The sequence below is a fragment of the Paenibacillus sp. 2TAB23 genome (genome assembly GCF_052115165.1).
In the GTDB taxonomy this organism is placed as follows: domain Bacteria; phylum Bacillota; class Bacilli; order Paenibacillales; family Paenibacillaceae; genus Pristimantibacillus.
This window is the reverse complement of the sequence record NZ_JBFRGD010000006.1, coordinates 1-18,536: the sequence shown is the minus strand read 5'-3', so window position 1 is coordinate 18,536 and position 18,536 is coordinate 1. Positions and strand designations below refer to the sequence as shown.

The window sequence follows — 18,536 nt, the reverse complement described above, 5'->3', positions numbered from 1 at the left end:
AAAACACAACTCAGGATAAGGTAGGTATGTTCATGAAAACCAAAAGTAAGTACTCATTACAAACATTGCTTGTTGCAATTATTCTAGTCATTGCGTTGGTTGGCTGCTCCAGCCAGTCCAATAATTCTACTCCGTCTCCGACAGCAAGCGCCGAAGCGCCAACTACTGAGGCACCAGCCTCTCAAGACGATACGCAATATCCCATCGTAATTAAACATGCGCTGGGCGAAACGGTTATCGAGAGCAAGCCGGAACGAGTAGTCACCATCCAATGGGCGAACCATGACGTTGCTCTCGCGCTAGGTGTTGTTCCTGTCGGATTCTCGGCAGCGAACTATGGTGTTCAAGACGACAGCGGGCTTCTTCCATGGACGGCAGCGAAGCTTAAGGAGCTTAACGAGGCCGAGCCGAATATTTTCCAAGATACGGACGGCTTGGACTTTGAAGCAATCTCAGACGCAAATCCGGATGTTATTCTTGCCGCTTATTCCGGTATCACGCAGGAAGATTACGACACGCTTAGCCAAATCGCTCCGGTCGTTGCTTACCAATCGAAGCCTTGGGCAGCCACATGGCGCGAGCAAGTTCTCTTCTCGGCTGAAGGTATGGGCATGAAGGCGGAAGGCGAACAGCTCATCAAGGATACGGAAGCTCTTGTGAAAGAAGGAGCTGCCAAATATCCTCAAATGCAAGGCAAAAAAGTCGTTTGGGTTAACTTCTCAGCAACAGATATGTCGAAGCTGCACTTGTATACGCCTGCTGACCCGCGCGGCGCATTCTTAATCGAGCTGGGTATGGAATATCCGGAGAGCATCACGAGCCAGATCACGGATCCAACCAGCTATTCCTTGCAATTGAGCGCCGAGAATGCCGAAGCACTGAACGATGCTGATATCATTATTGGCTATGGCGACGAGAGCTTGTATGAAGCGGTGAAGGCAGATTCTCTGCTAGGCAAAATCCCGGCGATTCAAAGAGGTTCTGTCGTGTTCATCGGCAACGGCACGCCACTGGCTGCTTCCGGGAACCCAAACCCGCTCTCCATTGCTTTTACCCTTGATGAATACCTAGCACTAATCGGCGGAGCAATCGACAAACTCAATGAGTAAATCATCGGGTGCGAATACGGGCAGGCTGATATCGCATGTCCCCAATCGTTTCGTTTTAGTGATGGTTCTTTGCCTGGTTTTGCTAGCCTTATGTGTATGCGCTTCGCTGGCTTTCGGTTCCCGGCCTTTAAGATTTCACGAACTGATGGACGGATTATTCCGTCAGGACGTGGACTCTTACACGGCCAACATCGTTCGCAAACGGATTTCCCGCACCGTATTCAGCTTACTCTGCGGAGCAGCGTTAGGCGTATCCGGAGCGCTAATGCAGTCGGTCACTCGGAATCCCATAGCAGATCCTAGCATACTAGGTGTCAATATGGGAGCATCATTGTTCGTGGTATGCGGCATCGCATTCTGGAACATAAGTACTGCGAATCAATATATATGGCTAGCTTTGGCCGGCTCTGCGATTACTGCTGTATTCGTGTTCGGAATCGGCTCAATGGGGCGTGGCGGTGCCACGCCCATTAAGCTTGTTCTGGCAGGAGCAGCCACGAGCGCAGCCCTTGCATCTCTCATTACTGCCATTATGATTCCACGCTCTTACGTCATGGATCAATTTCGATTCTGGCAAGTTGGCAGTGTCGGTTCAGCTAGCTGGAGCGGAATCGGTACGTTCGTCCCTTTCTTACTCGTCGGGCTCTTGATCGGATTTCTCGTGGCTCCGGCACTGAATGCGCTGGCGCTGGGTGATGATACAGCGACCGGGTTAGGCGTTCGGACGGGGAAATTGCGTTTTATCGCAGCGCTTGCAGGCGTGCTGTTATGCGGAGCGACGACTGCGCTGGCAGGGCCAATTGGATTTATCGGGCTATTATCCACTCATGTCATTCGTCTTATCCTTGGACCCGACCTACGGTTTGTCATCCCCATGTCGGCTATTGCAGGAGCAATCATTCTGACCATAGCGGATGTAGGCGGCAGACTGATCGGCAGTCCCGGAGAGCTTGAGGTTGGTGTAGTTACGGCGTTTATCGGAGCACCAATACTAATCATAGTCGCTATGAGATCGAAAGTGCGTTCATTATGACCAATTCTACTATTAAACGAATAAAGGCAGGCCGGCAGCATAGGCGCCGCCGATGGATACTCGTGACCAGCTTACTGGCGGTTCTGGCATGTATACTGTGCTGTACCATGCTGTTGCTTGGCAATACCATCTATCCTGTGCAAGACGTTATTCGGGCATTATCAGGCGAGCAGCTCAAGGGCGTATCCTTCGCAGTCAATACGATCCGTCTGCCGAGAATGCTTGCGGGACTGTTCGCCGGATTCGCTTTCGGCATTGCCGGGTACACGTTCCAGACCATGCTGCGTAACCCCCTTGCTAATCCTAACGTGATCGGCATTACGTCAGGCTCCAGTGTGGCGGCTGTTTTTTGCATCATTATTCTGCAAGCTAGCGGAGCCGTTATTTCCATCGCATCCATCATTGGGGGACTCTCCACAGTCATCTTGATCTATCTATTGTCCAGAGGCAGGTCATTCTCAATAGGCAGGCTCATTCTGGTCGGAATCGGCATACAAGCCATGATCGATTCCGTTATCTCCTATTTGATGCTGGTCAGCGCGGAACAAGATCTTCCCGCGGCGATCCGCTGGCTCACGGGCAGCCTTAATGGCGCACAGATGGATAGATTGCCACCACTAATGATAATCGTAGTGATCTGCACGCCTATCATTATCGTACTTGGCAGGCAGCTGAGCCTATTGGAGCTCGGAGAGCAAGCAGCTACTTCCCTAGGCGTAAATACGGACAAGACCCGAATCGTACTGATTGTGAGCTCTGTCTGCATGATTGCTATCGCAACCGCCACAACGGGGCCAATCGCCTTTGTGTCATTCTTAGCGGGGCCAATTGCGATTCGGTTAGTCGGAATCGGTTTATCGAACATCATTCCAGCGGGGCTAGTGGGTATTAATTTGGTGCTGGCGGCGGATCTCATCGGACAATTCGCTTTCCCGTACAGATTTCCTGTTGGCGTCATTACCGGATTGCTCGGAGCGCCGTATCTCATCTTCTTGTTAATTCGAATGAATAGGAAGGGAGAATTATAATGAAGCCGACACATCACTTCCAAGCCGAACGGATCGTAGCAGGCTATGAGAACAAAACCGTCATCCACGGCGTTGATATCGTCATTCCCAGCCATCAAATAAGCGTCATAATCGGCTCCAACGGGTGCGGCAAGTCCACGCTTCTTAAGACGCTGGCTAGACTGATCAAGCCCGCATCGGGCACCATCACGCTCGACGGCAAGCCGTTAAACAAGATCTCGCCCAAGCAATTGGCACGAGTTGTCGGATTACTCCCTCAATCTCCCATTGTTCCTGAAGGCATTACCGTGACGGATTTGGTTGGACGAGGAAGGTTTCCTCACCAATCCTTGTTCGGCAACTGGACGAACAAGGATTATGCGGCAGTAGCTGAGGCGATGGAGACAATGAAGATCACTGAATTCGCTAATCACAATATCGATGAGCTGTCAGGCGGCCAAAGGCAGCGTGTTTGGATTGCCATGGCACTGGCGCAAGAGACGGATATTCTATTTCTAGATGAGCCTACAACCTTTCTGGATATTACATATCAGGTTGAAATTTTGGATCTGCTCACCGACTTGAACCGCAAACACGGTACCACGATCGTCATGGTGCTCCATGACATTAACTTGTCTGCGCGATATGCTGACCATATTGTCGCTCTGCATGAAGGCAGGCTTGTCGCTGAAGGAACGCCGTCCGAGGTCGTGACAAGTACCCTTGTGAAGGACATTTTCGGGCTGGACTGCACCGTCATAGATGACCCAGTATCAGGTTCGCCCATGGTCGTGCCGAAAGGACGTTATCACGTTAATGTCTAGCACGCTTTTTTGAAGAAGTATCAGATCATTGTCTTCCAAAGAGTACTTTAGTCGCTCGTTTAGTTTATACAAAACGCCTCAATACCAATTCGGTATTGGGGCGTTTTGCATAATAGGAAAATAAAAAATAATAGTGTTATAGGAACCTTTGATCGCAGCTTTGCACATGCGCTGAGTGAACGTTGACCCGCAAGAGGGCATTTTTTTATGTGGTCTTTCTTGTGGGTCAACGTTCAAGTACAACGCCATTCGGAAGGCGTTACGCCCATGAAGCGCTTGAAGACGGTCGCGAAATGCTGGCTGGATTGATAACCTAACCGATAAGAAATGTCCGTTATCTTATCTTGGGATTCCTTAAGCTGGCGGCAGGCGGATCTAATACGAAGACGCTCGACAAAAGTGATAGGCGGCTCCCCCGTATAATCCTGAAAGGTCCGATAGAAATGCGATACGCTGACTCCAGCAAACGCAGCCAATTCATCAACGGTGGGGCGCCACTCCGGTTCTTTCGTCATCTTATCAATTAGCTTGCTATATTGGCTAAGCAAATCTGCAGCGATTGCGGAGGTGCCGCCGCTTGGCTGAATAAAGGCAATGATCAGCTCGAGAATGGCGCTGCGAACAAACGTGCTTTTGAGCGGAGAATCACTCATCAGAGCGGTCTTTAATTTTTTGAAAGTCTCAATGGGCGTTAAACCAATGTTCTTCACACGTGACAATTGCAACATGGCTTGATCTAATTGCCTAATTTCCTCAAGTGGCAGACTTAGCCAATCTCGGATAAGCGGAGCTTTAACAATTAACCACCAAAATTTGCATGGCTCAATGACATTAAAGCCTCCCCGGTGCTTCTCCCCTGGGCGGGTATGAAATAAGTCGCCCGCATGGGTTTCATAGATGCAGCTGTCGAGCTCCCATCTCGCCTTTCCCCGTTCAATGAGGACGAATTCATAGCAGCCAGGGTGATCATGCTCAAAGAGAGGCGATGCTTTACGCAAATCATCGCTTCCGAGCATGACTAGCTCTGATACACCGTGAATAATCGGCTCTTTTTCAATATTAAAAGTCCAACGTGCATGCTGGGATTGAGAGACTTGCCCAGTTTCATGAGCAAGCATTGTAGTTGCTTCTTCATGGGGTTTCATCTATTCATTGTCCTCTCGTTTGTTTCTATTATCATCTATGTTTCTAATCCTACTTCGTGATGACTTGAACGTCAAACTGCGCATTCTTCGGTTAAGATGATGACAACTACAAAAAAGGAGGATTTGTCGATGACATTCAAAACAGAACGACAGTATCGGATTACGCAGAAGGATAAAGAGCATTTTAACCGAGACGGTTATTGGATTAGCCCAAAGCTAATTGATGATGAGCAGATCGAAAGATTGCGGGAGGCGCATGAGCGAATTTGGTCAGGTGATTACGATGGGGACGGCATACCGATGAATGGTTTTCGTCTCAGCGATAATCCAGACGCGCTGCGGAAATTAGATAATGGCTGGTGGATTAACGACGAGGTGAGAAAGGTCGTAACTGATCCTTTTATCGGTGAGTTGTCCGCAGATTTGCTGGAATCGGATGAAATAAGGCTGTGGCATGATCAAGTCATCTACAAACCGGGCATTGGCGACAAACTTTCCGGGGCCGGCAACGTAGGCTGGCATCAGGACTATGGGTACTGGCAATGCTCGGATTCACAAGACATGATTACGGTATGGATCGCGCTTCAGGACACAGATTTGACGAACGGTGGAATGATGACGATTGTCGGCTCTCATAAGTGGGGTCTGATTCCTGACAGCAACTCTTTCTTTAACCAGAACATGGAGGAGTTGAAGGAGAAGTATTCGGGAGGACATGATTGGATAGAGGAGCCATGTATTCTGAAGGCAGGCCAAGCAAGCTTCCATCACGGCCTTACCTTTCACGGTTCCGGGCCTAATCGTACGAATGATCCGCGATTGTCCATTGTAGCTCATGTGATGAAAGGCGGCACCAGCTATAGAGCCGGAATACAACGACATGACAACATTCGATTGCTTGGGCCTCGGCCCAATGATGGCCAGGCGTTTGCGAACGACTACTTTCCGATTCTATTTGAGAGATAGGTGCTGTCCCAATAGCTTTATCCAGGCAAAGTCAGCCAGTCCCCTAACATGTACGAAATAAGGAATAGGGATGTTCCAAAGGGGGAGTGGGGTCCGCTGAAGAAGCAGCTCGCATATCAAAAGGATTTCACTGTCAGAAGAAAACAAGTTCTATATAAGATGAACTAAACATGAGTATGCCGTTAACGCTGCGTGAACAAAGTCATTCTTCCAATCACGGTTGCAGCCAAATGGTTCTGATTCGTTAACTTCATATATAGTTACCATTTGGTCTGCAAAAGCGAAAATTGCATTTCACCAGAACGACTTTATTCTCTCCGCCCGCACAGCTCATTCTTTATTCGACTTATATAGACGGAGAAAATAAAGTTTAGGCTGACCATGCTTCATTAAGCTAACGAGGAACATTAGTTTACAACAATAAAGCGGCAGCAGATCAGAGATCCGCTGCCGTTTTTATTGAAGAAAAACAATATAATAAATTGGGTTTAGCTCAATGTAAATTAAGATGAGGGGTATATTGTGATGTCAGTTTCAAACTTTTTTTGAAACACCTCATCCAATAACATAATTTCGGTTTTTTGGCTGACGGCATGATCCCCAAGTTTTACATCAATTATAAAGTCATTGCTTAGCATCTGTCGGTACCATGTAATGATGTCGCTGTCAGGCAAATCTCCAAGCGTCTTCGTTTCGGGTGGGGTTACTGGAATTCCGTATTGTTCTACAAGACGAATATTTTGTTTAATATCTACGGCTATCTTCCTTAGCACGCTTTCACTTCTTGCTGTCTCTATATCCACCATACCGTCTTTTGTATAGAAATGCTTGTTTACAATAGCCAACGCAGCATGCGAAACATGGAATGCTTGAATGTCATTTTGTATTTCATAATGCAAATCTACCAATTCGAATAGTTTGGCAAGCTCCTTTACTCTTTCAGTTCTCAGTCCATTAATTTCACCGAAAATGGTTCCTTGATGTTTCTCGGAACCGAATTGTGCGTACAGAATACCTTCTTTGATATCTCCACCTGCACCCGGGAATCCTGGAAGTAACCGCTCTCCCACGATTTCAAGCCAGCTGTCGTATTCGATGGTGTTAGTCAAGGTGACAATGGTTTCGCTCTTATTATTTTTAATTGTAGACAGGGCAGATTCGGCCTGATCATATCGTACAGGAACGAAAATGAAATCATAAATGTCGTCGTTATCGAGCTTTTCGATCGTGTTTATCGATATTTTTTTTATGGTTCCATTATGGTTGTATACTAGTCCGTTCCTTTTCAGCGTATCCAGTCTCTTTCCTCGTGCCAGTATAGTGACGTCCAGTCCGTACTGTGCAAATCGGAGCGCATATACACTACCAATCACACCCGCGCCAATGATTAAAAGTCTAATTTGTTTTTTTGTGTTCACTGATGATCCTTCCTTTCAGGTTAATTATCACAGATTGCTTAAGCAACAGCTGTTAGATATGATATTAGTACCGCATTCGTATGAATTCAACCGGCAGATTATCTGGAAAGTTGCATAGGCAACACATTCTGATAATTGATGTTTAATCTGGGGGCAAAGATATGGTAAATCAGCAAGATCCAAGGGTTTTGCGTACACGGCAGTTAATAAGGGAAGCATTCAGAGAATTGCTACGGAGTAAAGGATTTGATTCAATAACCATAAACGATATCGCACAGAGGGCTACCATTAACCGAGCTACCTTCTATGCCCATTACGAAGATAAGTATGCTTTGCTGGAAGAGATCACAGAACAGGCTTTTCGCGAGATGATTCCAAACGAAGTGATGGATGCACTTGAACTTACAGATGAAATATGTGATCAACTGATCTTGCTCACACACCTCTACATCATAGATTTTTATCAGATATGCAGAATGGATTCCAAATCGATGGCTACGATTGTAGATGAAAAAATAAAGAAAATGCTGCAGCAGACGATCCTAAGTATTTTATTGAAAGGGGGTAACTTCTATAGAGCAGACCGTTACCATACAGAGATCATTGCAGCCATGACAGGCTCAGCAATTTATGGTGCAACACTTCATTGGTTAACAGTTGGGAAAATTGATCGGACCGATTTGCTTTTAAACATTGTTCGTCCCTATGTTATGAACGGTCTTAAGCTGTATCCCAACGACTCATCGCAATAAAAAATGGCAGTGGAATAGAAAATCCGCTGCCATTTTTATAGAGCTTTTGTTTAGTTATCTAGAATCGAATAAGGTCGGTGACCTAAAAATACGAACGGGCAGGTTACTAGTGATTATAGTAAAATAGGTTGAGGCAGCAAGTTCAGTTTTTCAGGAAGCACCCCCCGACAAAGGAGTTAACCATGACAAAGCAACGTAAGATTTTTTTTACCATAACCATACTATACACCGCTTTAATTCTTTATTTTATGTTTCTCGCTTTCGATAGAACAGGTGCCGCAGGGCAAACCGCTGGCTACACCTTTATCTTTTTACCTGACAGTTTCTTTAGGTTGCCAACTATATCTGATCTTCTACATCCTATCCTCATGGATTTTGTAGGGATTGGGAACATCATAGCCTTTATCCCTTTTGGAATATTGATTCCATTATTATATCGGATCACTTTTGTTCGATTCATTAGATTGTTCTTTTTGTCAATTATTGTACTGGAAACCGTACAGGCACTTACGTTTCTCGGCAGCTTCGATGTTAACGACGCCATTCTAAACTCATTAGGTGCAGCAGTCGGTTTTGGAGCGTATAATTTGGGTTTTCGTTCAAAACATGGTTGGAGCAATATTATAATAGCAGCCATTTCCTCTGTGCTTCTTTTCGTAGGGGTATGGGGATTGTGTGGGATTGTGGATAAAGCGTTAACTAAAGAAGAAGGACCATTTTTAGCGATAAACGAATTGATGGACAACTCTGGAAACTTATCAACCGGAATAAAACCGAATAGCTTTAAATTAAGCGATCAAGACGTAAACCCCCGCTATAATATGTATGAGGTCGAAAGTGGAAATTTAAAAACGTTCACTTATACGAATAAAGAGGAGATTATTTTCTCCTTAAATTATGGGATACCTGAACAAATGAATTATGATGGCAGAATCCGTGTTTCCGTCAATGGACGCGAGGTATTGACCAGCTCTGGAGAGGATCAACGCCTTTATCCGGAACTGTTTCCGGCGATGTTTGAGATTCCTATCGAGGCGGAGAGTGAGTTCACGATAACCATTGAGGGGAACGAAAAAATATGGGATGTCGGGTATAGGAAGATGATATTTTTTTGGAATTGAGCCCATACATACGATTTAATTAATGGAGAACGATAGTTCAATAAAAACACGGAAGCAGCCGACCACAATGATCGGCTGCTTCATTACGCTAACGGGCAGATGTGCTCAATAACTAATTAATTAATGAAATATTTGTATATAGTTGATATAATTGAGTCATAACTTGACTATGTGTGACTGGCGGAGCATGGGTAACCATGAGGGAGCACATGGATAAATAGCCGTACGCCTGGGCAGAGGTAAGGGGAAATCCCCTTACCTCTTTATGCTTTAATCCAACTAGAAAGGGTTGATAAGATGACAACAGCAAAAATAATATTGGATGGTAATCTTGTTGCGGCTAGCATTAAGGAATCATTGTTGGGCAGAATCAATCGTTTATCTGAAAAAGGTATTGTACCCTGTTTAGCGACCATTTTAGTCGGTGACGACCCGTCATCAGCTACCTATGTACGTATGAAAGGAAATGCATGCAAGCGACTCGGTATTGAATCTATTCGTGTTGTTCTTCCAAAGAATACTTCGACGGATGAATTAATTGAAGCTATAAACAAACTTAATGCTGATCCAAATGTTCATGGAATATTGTTGCAACACCCTGTACCAGAACATATTGACGAAAGAGCAGCATTTGAAGCAATAAGAATTGAAAAGGATGTAGATGGAGTAACAACACTTGGATTTGCTCAAAACGCCTTTGGCTTAGCCGACTTTCCTTCCTGTACGCCAGCAGCAATTGTTGCTATTTTAGACTATTACAAAATTTCTATTGAAGGCAAGCACGCTGTTGTCATTGGGAGAAGCCCAATCCTTGGAAAACCTGTATCCTTAATGCTTTTAAATAGAAATGCAACTGTAACGATGTGTCATTCCAAAACAACTAATTTAGAAGAAATGGTTCGTTTAGGCGATATTGTAGTAGCGGCGGTTGGTAAGCCGAAATTTGTTCATGGTGACTGGATTAAGCCAGGTGCAATTGTATTAGATGCTGGTTACAACGTAGGTAACATCGGGGATGTTGACTATGAATCTTGTATAACAAATGCATCGGCGATTACTCCTGTGCCAGCAGGGGTCGGTCCAGTAACAATAGCAACATTGCTCAAACACACAGTCGAAGCCTCTGAAAAATTAACATTAAATTAGCAACATATCGTTCAACTAACGGAAAACGTTAGCTCAAAGCACCGTGGAGCAGTTGCATTGGCAACTGCTCCATTCTTGCATTACGCTAACGGACAGATTACGTTATTAAAGGAATCTTACAAGAGCCTCCCGAATTAATGAAGTATTCCTTTAGGAAACATGTTGTTATTGAATTATTTAGAGAGAGGTGCAAGCAATGAGTGAATTTACATACGGCAATATTATTCGAACAGTTGATAAACCAAAGCTTGTCGAGAACCTGTCTACAGGTACGCCAACGCTTAAGTTGAGCGAGGAATGGATTGCGTTCTTTACATCAGAAGACGGGGAATTTGTGGCATCGCAGCAACTTAAGACATTATCAGCACATTGTCCGATCTTATACTTTACCAACTTGGAGGATCATGGCTGGGGGTTTGAAATCTTCCATAAAGGAGAGGTCATTTCGAACCTTCAGGTATTTTACGAGTTAATGGATCGTGAGGTCGAAGAATTAATGGAGGAATATGAGGAAGTGGAGTCCTCAGTTTTGGATGGATATATGAAACAAAATCCTCGTCCCGAGGCTTTTAGGGTATTTGGACTGAAGGAAGAGCAGATAAAATCTATTGAAGAACTCCTAGCTGGTAATCTAGCGTTTGATGATGAGGAGTTCGCCGCTGTAGAGAGGTTTAAGGAGTTGCTCGGTATCGAAGAGATGAGCTGGATACGATACGAGCGTACAGTTGACCGAGAAGAGATAGTTTACTGTTAAGATCCGCAAATTGTTCGAGAATACTTCTAAACCACCCTCAAAGAGTAATTCCCTGAGGAGGTTAATTAGATGAACGTTGTGGTTACAGAATACAAAGATAATCGGAAACAGAAGTTTAGTGAGGAATCTCAAAAATCAAAGTATATTTTTGGGGATGCGTTATTACTCGCCATTTGGCGGTAAGGAATTACCTTCGAAAGAATGCCGATGAAGCAAATCGCTATGGAGATTTAAAAGAGAGCTTTGCTAAACAGTTCCATAGGGACATAAAAGCTTATATGTACGGTAAAGATGCGTTTGTTAAAGTGCTTGAAAGAAAAGCGCTGCGCTAGTGCAATCAAACGATTAAAACCTCCCATTAGAAGCAAACATAGATTGAATAGGCCTAATGGGAGGAGAGCATAATGTCACAGACGCTTGGTTTATAAAAGATTTATCGTTTTTTGGTTAATGCAATTTGTCGGCAAAATTGAGATTAGGAGGAAAAAATGAAATATTTCACTAAAGAGTTGTACGAAGAAATGCAGATAAGAGGATATTTAATTTTCCCAGAAACGAAGAAAGATTGGGAAGACGACATTGCTTGGTATGTATCGGAGAATTTGAACTTCGAAGAAATTTGCAGGTGCAACTTGGAGGATAAGAAAGAAGACTTGCTGAAATATCTTCCGGAATTCTTTCATTCCTATATACAAGACGGAACGATTAACTCACAATTTCCTTCAGATGAACTTAGAAAAATGGCTGACCGATGGAAAATGGAGTATGATGAGCGAACGAAAGCAATCGGGGTTACGTACCGTAAATACTACGACTCCATAAAAGGCTCACTACCTGAATATGTTATACAATTGATTGAAAAGTCATTACATGATGCCCAAGTAACTTTGATTGAGATCCCTTCGAAGGACACGTTCATCATGACTTTGAATTGCAGAGGCGGCTATCATTATTTAACGGATGTCAGGCTAACGTTTACGGGAGTAGAGAATATTAAACCTACAAAAATAAGCGCAGGTAGCTGCTGGCTTTATGATGAAGTATACCTTACAGAAACCGGTTTTGAGCTTCATGTGTTATTAGATGGGCCATTAATGGAATTCACCATCTCAGCGGAAAACGTTAGTATCGAGATTATATCGTAATTCATGGTTCAACTATCTTCGAACGTTAGTTCAATACATGATAAAGAAAAGAAGAATCATTTTAGCGAAAATCGTTATCGGACTTTCAAGTTATAGCCTGCTGTCTAAGAAGTTTGAAATGATGCCATTTTTGAAGTTGTTTTTAGCAATATATATGTTGGCATCAGGATTTGCAGAGCTTCATAAAGATGGAAAAAGATTTTTGGAGTGTTTGAGCATTATTGTTTCATATTTGTTTTGCTTCTATACAAGGTCAGAGTAACACATCCGCTTCACCTACAATATGATGAGTCTAGAAATCTAAAGAGGTGAGCCAATGGCAGTAGTAAAAGCCAGGAAACAGGATATTGATATGTTGGCAAGGTTGCTTCGAGCTGAAGCCGAGACCGAAGGTGAAATGGGCATGCTCCTTGTTGGAAATGTTGGCATTAACCGAATAAGAGGGAATTGCTCCGATTTTAAAGATATCCGCACAATTCCCCAAATGATCAACCAGCCGCATGCGTTCGAAGCGTTGCAACATAGTATGTATTATCAAAACGCAAGAGAGAGGGAACGCCGTCTGGCGCAGCGGGCTGTGAATGGGGAGCGGAATTGGCCAGCAAAATTCTCTCTATGGTATTTCCGTCCAGGATCGTTCGAAAATCCCGGACCATGTCCGCCAACTTGGTATAATCAGCCGTTCGTAGGCCGATGGAAGAAGCACTGTTTTTATGAACCGACCGCGAAAGAATGTGAAAATGTATACAATACGTTTTAATTTAATAAACGAAAAGAGCTCATTAGGATCTCTTAACCTGAATTGCGGCTTTATTTATTATCAGATCAAGTTTATGTCATTCGTTAATGTCAAAAACAAGTCAACGCAAAATGGAGTAGTTGCATCGGCAACTGCTCTATTTTTTCATTATGCAAAAGGGAAGGATACGGAGAAAGAAGAACAGAATACGTAAGTAATCATTTTGACTTTGGGAAAATAATGTAGTCAAGATTCTTTTCTGAAGGGTTTACTATACGATTTCAAAAACCGAAATCAGATACATATTGGGTTTACAATCGTAGTGACGACGGTTGGATTTTGGTTCGTAGTGAAGGAGGAAAGAGTATAACAAAGGAAGTATTGAACTGACGGGAACCGATAGTTCAATAATCTAAGAGCAGTTTACTGCGGTATTATTGAAAGGTTATGCCAGTGATACTCTTTATGTTGGACGAAATGCTATTTTGTTGTGGATCGAATCCCACGTTCAGCTACGTTTGACCATGCTATCTTTATCCTTCATGCAAATGAAAAAAGGATCAATCCGAAAGAACTGGTTGATCTCATAATTGGATCAGGTAGAATAGTTGAAAAAGTCAAAGCAAAACCTATTGACAAAAAAACTACTACGTGTTACTTTATAGCAGTAGTCAGTAACACTTCATACCAGTCATACAGAATAGCAAGGAGTGATTGTGCTGGAAAACCTCACGGAAATGCTCAAAGGGGCGCTTGAGGGCTGTGTCCTTGAAATTATAAGCCGCAAAGAAACCTACGGATACGATATCACGCGGCGGCTGAACGCTCTCGGCTTCACAGATGTAGTGGAGGGAACGGTGTACACCATACTGATCCGACTTGAAAAAAACAAGTTGGTGGAGATTACCAAGAAGCCCTCCGACATGGGACCACCGCGAAAGTTTTTCTCGATCAACGACGCGGGGCGCAAGGAACTACGGAAGTTTTGGGAAAAATGGGAGTTCGTATCATCAAAAATTAATGAGTTAAAGGAGAACAAATGATGAATTTTTGGGAAAAAATCACTGGCAGTGACATGACTAAAGAAATGAAAAACTTTGAGTCGCGAGCCAAAAAGCTGCCGACTGATTATCAAGTGGCATGGGAAAAGATTAATACTAATCTTTGGTCGTATTCAGATTTCTCCGGTCGCAACCTCATGCCAATTCTTGACGGTGTACTTGGCCTGCTCGAAGAAACAGCAGCAGATGGTCAACGTGTCCAAGAGGTTTTGGGAGACGATATCAAAGGCTTCTGTTCAGCGCTGGCTGGTGAAGAAGGGGCAAAGTCTTATCGCGACAAGTGGCGCAAGCAACTCAACAATAATATCGCAAAAAAATTAGGTAAATAGGAGGACAAAATGAGAATACGAGATATCATCGAAGGCAAAAAAGAGTGGCGTGCGCATGTGGCGCGTGTCAAGGCGCTCCYGCAAGATTTTCAGATTGTTTATAGTGAGATTCAAAAATACCTCTTTAAGGTCGGCCCTGTTGAGCTAACCAACGGGACGGGTTTACTCTCAGGGATTATCGATCTTTTTGAAGAGGGCGCGGCCTTGGGGAAAGGCGTGCTCGAAGTGACGGGCAGTGACGTAGCGGCTTTCTGCGATGATCTAATCAAAGATTCAAAAACTTACGCTGACATCTATCAAGAATCTGTTGATCTTAAAGCTAACAAGGCCCAGAAAAAGGTTACGGATAAAAAAAAGTAAAAGGGGGATATCGGGATGGAAAAAGCAATTAAAGTAAAAGGACTGCAAAAGTCCTACAAACAGCTTCAAGTGTTGAAGGGTGTGAATTTTGAGGTGGAAAAGGGCAGTATCTTCGCCCTGCTAGGCTCCAACGGAGCAGGCAAAACAACCGTTGTCAAAATCCTCACCACGCTGCTCAAACAAGACGGCGGCACCGCAACAGTCAACGGATTCGATGTTGCGTCAAAGCCCGACCATGTGCGGCAAGCGATCAGTCTGACCGGGCAATTTGCCGCCGTAGACGAAATTTTGACCGGAAGGGAAAATCTGATCATGATTGCAAAGCTAAGATACCTCAAAAATCCGAGTCAGGTTGCGGAAGACTTGCTTAAGCGTTTTGGCTTGACAGACGCTGCTGACCGCAGGGCGTCTACTTATTCGGGTGGTATGCGCCGCAGGCTTGACATCGCCTTGAGCCTTGTAGGAAAACCGCAGATCATTTTCCTCGACGAGCCGACTACTGGGCTTGACCCCGAGGCGCGCATTGAGGTTTGGAAGATTGTCAAGGAGCTGTCGGACGGCGGCACGACGATACTCCTAACCACGCAGTATTTGGAGGAGGCTGAACAGCTTGCCGACCGAATTGCCATTCTGCATGAGGGTAGAATTATTGCCAGCGGCACGCTCTCGGATCTAAAAAAGCTGTTCCCATCCGCAAAGGTGGAGTATGTTGAGAAACAACCGACATTAGAAGAGATATTCCTCTCCATCGTCGGCAAAAAGGAGGCAAATTAAATGGAGACGGCAAAGAAACATTTCTTCACCGATATTAGCGTTATGCTTGGACGTTCCATGCGCCATATTTTTCGAAGTATGGACACCATCGTCACGGTCTGCATCACTCCGATTGCGATGATGCTGCTGTTCGTTTATGTGTTAGGCGGTGCCATTCAAACCGGAACGGATAACTATGTGAATTACCTGTTGCCAGGGATTCTGCTTATGGCGATCGCAAGCGGAATAGCCTATACGGCTTACCGCCTGTTTATGGATAAGCAGCGGGGCATATTCGAGCGGTTTCACACCATGCCGATTTCACGTTCCTCCTTGCTCTGGGGGCATGTGCTGACCTCTCTGGTGTCCAATGCCATTTCGGTGATCGTTATCATTCTCGTAGCGCTCGTTATGGGTTTTCGTTCGTCCGCGGGAATACTGCCATGGCTTGCTGTAGCCGGTATACTCATGTTGTTTACGCTGGCCTTAACTTGGGTAGCGGCGATTTCCGGACTGTCCGCAAAAACGATGGAAGGAGCAAGCGCGTTTTCCTATCCACTAATTTTCCTGCCTTTTATCAGTTCGGCGTTTGTGCCGACCGAGTCGATGCCGTCGATCGTTCGCGTCTTTGCCGAAAACCAGCCGGTGACCTCGATCGTGAACGCCATCCGTGCCTTACTGTCGGAACAGCCCGTGGGCAATGATATATGGGTCGCTCTTGCGTGGTGCGTCGGGATTTTGATCGTAGCCTATTTCTTTGCAATGAAGGTATATAAAAAGAAAGCTTGAAAAATGCAGGTATTATAGCTAAATGAAACAAGGAGCAGCTTGCGAACCGGCAGTTGCTCTATTTTTTATTAAGCTATATAGGCAGGTTAGTTGCAACATAGAATGTCAAATGGATAAACACATCAATTTATTTACCAGATATTTTTCCTTTCTCGACAAAACTTACTCAGACTTTATCATGTGTCCAAAAATAGATAAAATCGAAAGGGAAAATGGCGATACAAGAAGACATGTCGTACATGCAAGTGCGTTAAATTATGGTTCACATCATGGTGAAGTACCTTATGATAGAATTCATATTACGTTAACTGACACTCCAGAAAATGGTGTGAAAATAAATAAGGTTATCATCCAAAAAGGTATTTCTGGAAAAGAAATCAGTGCACAATGTAGACGTGAGAACTGAAACACTTGTTGAACGAACGGAAAATGTTAGTTCAACGCACCATGGAGCAGTTACATCGGCAGTTGCTCCCTATGTCGTTAAGCTATCGCGAGCAGAATAGCAGTCTCGCAAAAAAAACGCGTACCATGATTGGCACGCGGAGAGTTTAGATCATATCATTTTTTATAATTGTGTGGTCAGATAATTGGCCAGCTGCACGAACGTTCCTTCCATACCTTGTGCGGCCATCGGAGCCATCGCATCGTATGCGGCCTGTTCCTCATCGGATGCATTTAGTGGTCCGCCTTCAAGCGTCAGGATCGTTTTACCTTCAACTTCTTCAAGCGTCAGGATGTTCAATATTTCAAGAGGCCATAGCGGGTTAAACGGAGCGCGGATGGTATTGCCATTTTCGTCAGAAAAAGATTGAACCCATATCAGCTTCTCAGGCGGCTGAACCTCTTGGTAAACAAACTTGCCCCACATGACATGCTGTCCGTCCGGCGACTTCTGACATCCGAAAAACATTCCACCTGGGCGCACTTCCATCTTAACGACTTCAAGGGTGAATCCCTGGGGGCCCCACCAGTTGCCGAAGTGATCAGGCTCGGTCCACACTTTGTACACTAGCTCGCGCGGAGCGTTAAATTCACGTTTCAGAAAAACTCCCTTTGGGCTGCTCATTCTTACTCCTCCTTAGATCTAAGTATTGTCTTTGATTTCTGCTGGGGATCGTTACCTAAAAGATCAACGATCTTCAATCGGGTGGGTTCCTCAAGTGCGTTCAAGGTTGTCGTATTCATAGTTCCCTCCCGATTATGGCTTTTACAGCGTGTCGGAAGCTTGTTTCAGAAGCTCCGACAACATTGGAAGATCCGCAGAATCGCCTTCCCGTAATTTGATCCACTTTCGTTCGGCCGGACCATCGAATGTTTTTGGAAATTCTATGCCGTTTGCATTCATAATCATAAATGCAATCGCATCTTTAGAAGGCGAAATAACGGCAGCATAATGTCCATTTTTCAGAAAATGTGGCTTCTTATACTGAATTCGTTCTTCTGCCGCCGGTATTGTCTCATGAACTAGATTGCGTAGTGTGGAGCTGATGTCGGACTGCCATTTCGGCAAATTTTCAATATAGGCTGTAACTTCCTGATTCATTCTTTCATTTCCCTCCAGTTGGAATATTTTTTACTCATATACACAATATACCCGTAGAAGAATATTCCTGTCAATGCATATTTTAGAGGGAATCGTGCATGCAAATTTCTTGGTCCGATATGACTTCTCACTTGTTCGCTTATTCGAAGGATTTCAATCTGATGGTGAGGGGTGAAAGACAAGATGAGAAACGACGTGTTAGACTTTGGTAACGTAAAAGTGCACGGGAATAACAGGGGAACATTTTTATTTTCTGCTGACTTCCAGCACCGTGTTTGTAGATAAGAAGCCTCTCTTTATTTAAAATGGTTAGCTGGTACCTCTATTTTAATAAGGATAGGCTTTTTATTATTTGTGTTTTGTTGTATTGAAAAGAAAGGTTAAAGGGAGGCGGAGCAATTCGAATGATTCTGGAGAAGCGTCAGCGTTCGCTTTTGTGAGGGGATTCCTACCATAGCTCGTTGAATCAGAGGAATCCCCGAGCAATGGCGATCGGAAGAACATTCGAATGCGTAGTATGCTGTATAACCTAGGGGGGG

22 protein-coding genes and 1 riboswitch are annotated in these 18,536 nt (G+C 44.4%); of the genes, 18 read left to right on the top strand and 4 right to left on the bottom strand.

The genetic code is table 11. The features are described from left to right. Positions 1-32: 32 nt before the first annotated feature. From AB4Z29_RS11040 to AB4Z29_RS11025, 4 genes are read left to right on the top strand one after another with little or no spacing between them, the layout of a single operon-like run. Positions 33-1,109, top strand: a complete 1,077-nt coding sequence (locus AB4Z29_RS11040; RefSeq protein ID WP_441943106.1) for an iron-siderophore ABC transporter substrate-binding protein — start codon at positions 33-35, stop codon at positions 1,107-1,109. After that, complete coding sequence (locus AB4Z29_RS11035; RefSeq protein WP_441943105.1) at positions 1,102-2,142, top strand: FecCD family ABC transporter permease; 1,041 nt, start codon at positions 1,102-1,104, stop codon at positions 2,140-2,142. The genes AB4Z29_RS11040 and AB4Z29_RS11035 overlap by 8 nt, the downstream gene beginning before the upstream one ends. Further along, complete coding sequence (locus tag AB4Z29_RS11030) at positions 2,139-3,170, top strand: FecCD family ABC transporter permease (protein WP_441943104.1); 1,032 nt, start codon at positions 2,139-2,141, stop codon at positions 3,168-3,170. The genes AB4Z29_RS11035 and AB4Z29_RS11030 overlap by 4 nt, the downstream gene beginning before the upstream one ends. Beyond that, complete coding sequence (locus tag AB4Z29_RS11025) at positions 3,170-3,973, top strand: ABC transporter ATP-binding protein (RefSeq protein ID WP_441943103.1); 804 nt, start codon at positions 3,170-3,172, stop codon at positions 3,971-3,973. Before AB4Z29_RS11030 ends, AB4Z29_RS11025 begins: the two co-directional genes overlap by 1 nt. A 233-nt stretch (positions 3,974-4,206) precedes the next feature. Here AB4Z29_RS11025 and AB4Z29_RS11020 read toward each other — a convergent pair whose 3' ends face one another. Then, positions 4,207-5,118, bottom strand: a complete 912-nt coding sequence (locus AB4Z29_RS11020; protein WP_441943102.1) for an AraC family transcriptional regulator — start codon at positions 5,116-5,118, stop codon at positions 4,207-4,209. 129 nt (positions 5,119-5,247) lie between these two features. Between AB4Z29_RS11020 and AB4Z29_RS11015 the strand changes: the two genes are divergently transcribed. Then, positions 5,248-6,084 carry a phytanoyl-CoA dioxygenase family protein gene (locus tag AB4Z29_RS11015; RefSeq protein ID WP_441943101.1) on the top strand — a complete coding sequence of 279 codons (837 nt, stop codon included), beginning with the start codon at positions 5,248-5,250 and terminating at the stop codon, positions 6,082-6,084. 503 nt (positions 6,085-6,587) lie between these two features. Here AB4Z29_RS11015 and AB4Z29_RS11010 read toward each other — a convergent pair. Continuing rightward, the gene (locus tag AB4Z29_RS11010; RefSeq protein ID WP_441943100.1) at positions 6,588-7,502 is read right to left on the bottom strand and encodes a ketopantoate reductase family protein; all 915 of its coding nucleotides are present in this window, start codon (positions 7,500-7,502) and stop codon (positions 6,588-6,590) included. A 161-nt stretch (positions 7,503-7,663) separates the two neighbouring features. Here AB4Z29_RS11010 and AB4Z29_RS11005 point away from each other — a divergent pair, with 161 nt between their 5' ends. The 13 genes from AB4Z29_RS11005 (at position 7,664) to AB4Z29_RS10945 (ending at position 16,857) form a co-directional block, all read left to right on the top strand. After that, positions 7,664-8,254 (top strand): TetR/AcrR family transcriptional regulator, encoded by a 591-nt coding sequence (locus AB4Z29_RS11005; RefSeq protein ID WP_441943099.1) that lies wholly within the window; start codon positions 7,664-7,666, stop codon positions 8,252-8,254. Between the two features lie 182 nt (positions 8,255-8,436). Beyond that, positions 8,437-9,375: a VanZ family protein gene (locus tag AB4Z29_RS11000; protein WP_441943098.1), complete on the top strand. Its 939-nt coding sequence runs from the start codon at positions 8,437-8,439 to the stop codon at positions 9,373-9,375. Between the two features lie 163 nt (positions 9,376-9,538). Next, a riboswitch (ZMP/ZTP riboswitch) is annotated at positions 9,539-9,617 on the top strand. 55 nt (positions 9,618-9,672) lie between these two features. Continuing rightward, entirely contained in the window at positions 9,673-10,521 is an 849-nt protein-coding gene (locus AB4Z29_RS10995; RefSeq protein ID WP_441943097.1) for a bifunctional 5,10-methylenetetrahydrofolate dehydrogenase/5,10-methenyltetrahydrofolate cyclohydrolase, read from the top strand. Between the two features lie 196 nt (positions 10,522-10,717). Further along, positions 10,718-11,275, top strand: a complete 558-nt coding sequence (locus tag AB4Z29_RS10990) for a hypothetical protein (RefSeq protein WP_441943096.1) — start codon at positions 10,718-10,720, stop codon at positions 11,273-11,275. Positions 11,276-11,448: 173 nt separating this feature from the next. Continuing rightward, positions 11,449-11,607 carry a GrpB family protein gene (locus AB4Z29_RS10985; RefSeq protein ID WP_441943095.1) on the top strand — a complete coding sequence of 53 codons (159 nt, stop codon included), beginning with the start codon at positions 11,449-11,451 and terminating at the stop codon, positions 11,605-11,607. Between the two features lie 156 nt (positions 11,608-11,763). Further along, a complete protein-coding gene (locus AB4Z29_RS10980) occupies positions 11,764-12,420 on the top strand; it encodes a DUF4085 family protein (protein ID WP_441943094.1) in 657 nt (218 codons plus the stop codon). A gap of 316 nt (positions 12,421-12,736) precedes the next feature. Further along, positions 12,737-13,180, top strand: coding sequence for a cell wall hydrolase (locus AB4Z29_RS10975; protein ID WP_441943093.1), 444 nt, complete (start codon positions 12,737-12,739; stop codon positions 13,178-13,180). A gap of 698 nt (positions 13,181-13,878) precedes the next feature. Continuing rightward, entirely contained in the window at positions 13,879-14,202 is a 324-nt protein-coding gene (locus AB4Z29_RS10970) for a PadR family transcriptional regulator (RefSeq protein WP_441943291.1), read from the top strand. After that, positions 14,202-14,549 (top strand): DUF1048 domain-containing protein, encoded by a 348-nt coding sequence (locus AB4Z29_RS10965; RefSeq protein WP_441943290.1) that lies wholly within the window; start codon positions 14,202-14,204, stop codon positions 14,547-14,549. Before AB4Z29_RS10970 ends, AB4Z29_RS10965 begins: the two co-directional genes overlap by 1 nt. A 9-nt stretch (positions 14,550-14,558) precedes the next feature. Then, positions 14,559-14,909: a DUF1048 domain-containing protein gene (locus tag AB4Z29_RS10960; protein WP_441943092.1), complete on the top strand. Its 351-nt coding sequence runs from the start codon at positions 14,559-14,561 to the stop codon at positions 14,907-14,909. Positions 14,910-14,924: 15 nt separating this feature from the next. Continuing rightward, positions 14,925-15,683 carry an ABC transporter ATP-binding protein gene (locus AB4Z29_RS10955; protein WP_441943091.1) on the top strand — a complete coding sequence of 253 codons (759 nt, stop codon included), beginning with the start codon at positions 14,925-14,927 and terminating at the stop codon, positions 15,681-15,683. Continuing rightward, on the top strand, positions 15,684-16,451 hold the full coding sequence (locus AB4Z29_RS10950; RefSeq protein ID WP_441943090.1) for an ABC transporter permease: 768 nt from the start codon (positions 15,684-15,686) through the stop codon (positions 16,449-16,451). Between the two features lie 22 nt (positions 16,452-16,473). Further along, positions 16,474-16,857, top strand: a complete 384-nt coding sequence (locus AB4Z29_RS10945) for a hypothetical protein (protein ID WP_441943089.1) — start codon at positions 16,474-16,476, stop codon at positions 16,855-16,857. A 162-nt stretch (positions 16,858-17,019) separates the two neighbouring features. Here the strand turns inward: AB4Z29_RS10945 and AB4Z29_RS10940 are convergent, their stop codons facing one another. Continuing rightward, entirely contained in the window at positions 17,020-17,520 is a 501-nt protein-coding gene (locus AB4Z29_RS10940; RefSeq protein ID WP_441943088.1) for an SRPBCC family protein, read from the bottom strand. Positions 17,521-17,661: 141 nt separating this feature from the next. After that, complete coding sequence (locus AB4Z29_RS10935) at positions 17,662-17,997, bottom strand: DUF1801 domain-containing protein (protein ID WP_441943087.1); 336 nt, start codon at positions 17,995-17,997, stop codon at positions 17,662-17,664. Between the last annotated feature and the right edge of the window lie 539 nt (positions 17,998-18,536).